The 3,903-nt window shown below is 67.1% G+C and carries 2 protein-coding genes; one reads left to right on the top strand and one right to left on the bottom strand.

Annotated features, from left to right (window positions below; genetic code table 11):
• Positions 1–131: 131 nt before the first annotated feature.
• Positions 132–704 (bottom strand): dCTP deaminase, encoded by a 573-nt coding sequence (gene dcd, locus RSA25_RS19195; RefSeq protein ID WP_019182646.1) that lies wholly within the window; start codon positions 702–704, stop codon positions 132–134.
• A 322-nt stretch (positions 705–1,026) separates the two neighbouring features.
• Between dcd and RSA25_RS19200 the strand changes: the two genes are divergently transcribed.
• Positions 1,027–3,903 (top strand): TonB-dependent receptor (locus RSA25_RS19200; RefSeq protein WP_332810423.1); only part of this gene is annotated, 2,877 nt, incomplete at its 3' end.

Raw genomic sequence — 3,903 nt, forward strand, 5'->3', positions numbered from 1 at the left:
GAAAAATCCGGTAGTGCCGGCCGCTGGCCGGCAACCCGTGACAACAAAAAAGCGCGGAGCGATCCGCGCTTTTTTCATGCCCCGCCAACCACCGCCGGGCGCAGGCGCACGGCCTGCACCCTGCTGCCGCATCAGGTACGCGGCAAGGTCACGCCGGTCTGGCCCTGGTACTTGCCGCCGCGGTCCTTGTAGGACGTCTCGCAGATGTCGTCCTTGTCGGCCTGGAAGAACAGCATCTGGGCCACGCCCTCGTTGGCGTAGATGCGCGCCGGCAGCGGCGTGGTGTTGCTGAATTCCAGGGTCACGTGGCCCTCCCACTCCGGCTCCAGCGGGGTCACGTTGACGATGATGCCGCAGCGGGCGTAGGTGCTCTTGCCCAGGCACACCACCAGCGTGTCGCGCGGGATGCGGAAGTACTCCACCGTGCGCGCCAGCGCGAAGCTGTTGGGCGGGATGATGCACTCATCGCCCACGATGTCGACAAAGCTGCCCGGGTCGAAATGCTTGGGGTCCACGATGGTGGAATTGATGTTGGTGAACACCTTGAACTCGCGCGAGCAACGCACGTCGTAGCCGTAGCTGGAGGTGCCGTAGCTGACGATGCGCTGGCCATTGGCCTGCTTGACCTGGCCGGCTTCGAACGGCTCGATCATGCCGTGCTGCTCGGCCATCTGACGGATCCAGCGGTCACTCTTGATGCTCATGGGGGGTCCTGGGAGACAGGGGGGCGGGCGCACCCGGCGCACGATTCTAGCAGCCGGCCGGGCCGTGGGCAGCGGGGCGGGCGGCAGCAACGGGCCAGGGGGGGCGAGCGGGGGGCGGAAGCTGCTTGAGTTCACAGAAAACGCGGAATGCAATCGTATCGGGCGGTTCGATCAAATCCCTGCGCAGACCCTTCCGGAACTTTCATCACAGTCCAGCCTCGCGAGGGGATCACAGCCGGTTACGTGCGGCTTAGCTTCAGGACACCGGTGAGCGCGAACCCGCGCGGACCACCGGCCACTGTTGCCAATGGAACTGCAGCCCATGAAAGAAACCCCGATCCTCGCGCCACGTCGTCGCCGCCTGCCGCTGGCCGTGCTGTCCTGCCTGTGCCTGGGTGCTCCCGCCGTTGCCCTCGCCGAGGAACCCGTTGCCACCGAACTTGACCGGGTCAACGTCACCGGTACGCGCATCGCCCGTACCGGCTTTGTCACCCCGACGCCGGTCACCGCGATCAACGCCGAGGAAATCCGCGCGACCGGCGCGGTCAACATCGGCGAAGTGCTCACCCGTCTGCCGCAGCTCACGCCAACCTACACGCTGGGTAATTCGACCCGGTTCATCGGCACGGCCGGGGTGGGCCTGCTGGACCTGCGCGGCCTTGGCAGCGCACGCACGCTGGTGCTGGTGAACGGGCGGCGCCATGTGGGCGCCCTGCCCGGCTCCACCTCGGTGGATGTGAACACCATTCCGGTGGAATGGGTGGAGCGGGTGGAAGTGATCACTGGCGGTGCCTCGGCGGTGTACGGCGCCGATGCCGTCGCCGGCGTAGTCAACTTCATCCTCAAGACCTCCATCACCGGCATGGAGGCGCGCGCCCAGACCGGCATCGCCGGCGAGGGCGGCTTTGGACGCTCGTTCGCCAGCGCATCCGGCGGCTGGGATTTCGCCGACGGGCGCGGCAATGTCGCCGTGGCACTGGAATACAGCACCCAGGATGCCTACAACCGTGGCGCACGCGCGATCGGCAGGCAGCACCTGGTCACGGTCCCCAATCCCGGCTACGACCCCTCGCAGCCGTCCAGCGAACGCAACCCCCAGAACGTACTGGCCGGTCCAGGCGGGAACCACTCCATCTCCTACGGCGGCACGTTCAACCTGGGGCCATTCACCCCGGGCAATCCAGCTACCTGGGGCAATCGCTACCAGTTCAATCCCGATGGAAGCTACCGGCCGCAGCGGTATGACGGGCGGGTGGTCAGCGGCAACAGCTGCACCGACTGCGATTTTGCCGACCTCAATGCCGTGGCCGACCTTGAGCCCGCCTTCGACCGCTATTCGGTCAATGTGATGGCCGGCTACGACCTCAACGAAAACCATCGGCTGTTCTTCGAAGGCAAGTACACCCGCACCGAGGCCACGTCCGCCGCGCAACCCTCATTCGACTCCAGCCTGCGCATCCGCGCCGACAACCCGTTGCTGGATCCAGCCCTGCGGGCGCAGCTGCAGGCGCGCGGCATGGATCGCCTGACCCTGAGCCGCTTCAACGTGGATGCCGGACGACGAGGTGAGAACATCACCCGCCAGACGCGGCGCGCGGTCTTTGGCGTCGAGGGTCGGCTGGGCGCGGGATGGGACTACGAGGTAGCGCTCAACCACGGCCAGAGCACGATCTCCACCCTGTTCCTCAACAATCGGGTGAACGAGCGCTGGCATGCCGGCATGGACACGGCGGTAGGGCCCGACGGGCGCATCGCGTGCCGGGCTTCGCTCGATCCCATGGCGATCAACCCCAACACCGGCGCGCTGTACGACCAGAGCCTGATCGCCGGCTGCATCCCCTTCAGCGTATTCGGCAACGGCGCCATCAGCCCCGAGGCCGCCGCGTGGTTCAACGTCAACAGCCCCTACAAGGGCACGGTGCGACAGGACGTGTTCTCCGCCTCGGTGTCCAATCCGTCGCTGTGGTCGCTGCCGGCCGGTGACATGGGCGTCGCCGCTGGCGTGGAATATCGCCGGGAACAAAGCCAGGAGCGGCACGATCCCCTCGTCACCTCGGGCAAGACGTTCCTCAACGCGCTGGCGGCGGACAAGGGCCGGTACGCCGTCCGGGAGCTGTACCTGGAAACCAGCGTGCCGCTGCTGGCCGAGCTGCCCGGTATCCATCGGCTGAATCTCGACCTGGCCGGACGTGTTTCCGATTACAGCAGCATCGGACGGACCACCACCTGGAACGCGGGCCTGGACTGGGCGATCCTGCCCAGCCTGCGCGCGCGCGCCAGCCTGGCCCAGGCGGTGCGTGCCCCCAGCATCGGCGAACTGTATGGCGCGCAGAGCGAGAACTTCGCCACCATCGCCGACCCGTGCAGCGTGCTGCCTACCAACGGCAACCGGCCTGCCAATGCCAAGGATCCGGCCCTGCGCGCGGCCAACTGCGCCGCGCTCGGCATCCCGGCGGACTTCATCGACGGCTACTCGGCCAATCGTCCCGGCATCAGCGGCGGCAATCCGGACCTGAAAGCCGAACAGGGCCGCACGCTGTCCTTCGGCGTGATCTGGCAGCCGGCCTTCCTGCCCGGCTTCGGCGCATCGGCCGACTACTGGCGGATCAACCTGACCGATGCGATCGACTCGGTCAGCGCCCAGACGCTGGCCACGCGCTGCGTGGATTCCCCCACCGGCATCGACAACCGCTTCTGCCAGCAGATCGGTCGGGCACCGGCGGGCGGCATGGTCTTGGCCAACGGCACTGAATCCCCTGCGCACAGCATCTATCGCTGGATTGCGTTGGAGGAAAATCTGGCGCGTTCGCAGCGCGAGGGCATCGATATCGAGCTGGACTACCGCCGGGCCATGGGCGCCGGCCAGCTGACCACCTCGCTGGTCGCAAGCCACCTGCTGCAATGGCGCGCCTGGCAGTTCCAGGATGCACCGGACGACTATGTCGAATCGGTCGGCGGCTCCGGCGCCCCACGCTGGCGCGGGCGCTACAGCCTGGCCTATCGTCACGACAGCGGCTGGCGCGGTTCGTGGACCAGCAGCTACGTGCACCGCAATCTGCGGGTGAGCCCGGACAGCTATCGGAGCAACCCCGGCCAGAGCAGCCCGATCCGCAACGCCGGCCATGTCACCCATAGCATGCAGGTGGGCTATGCCATCCCCGGTTCGGGGATCGACCTGTACCTCGGCATGGACAACGTG

The sequence above is a fragment of the Stenotrophomonas sp. genome, from assembly GCF_036662295.1.
GTDB lineage: Bacteria > Pseudomonadota > Gammaproteobacteria > Xanthomonadales > Xanthomonadaceae > Stenotrophomonas.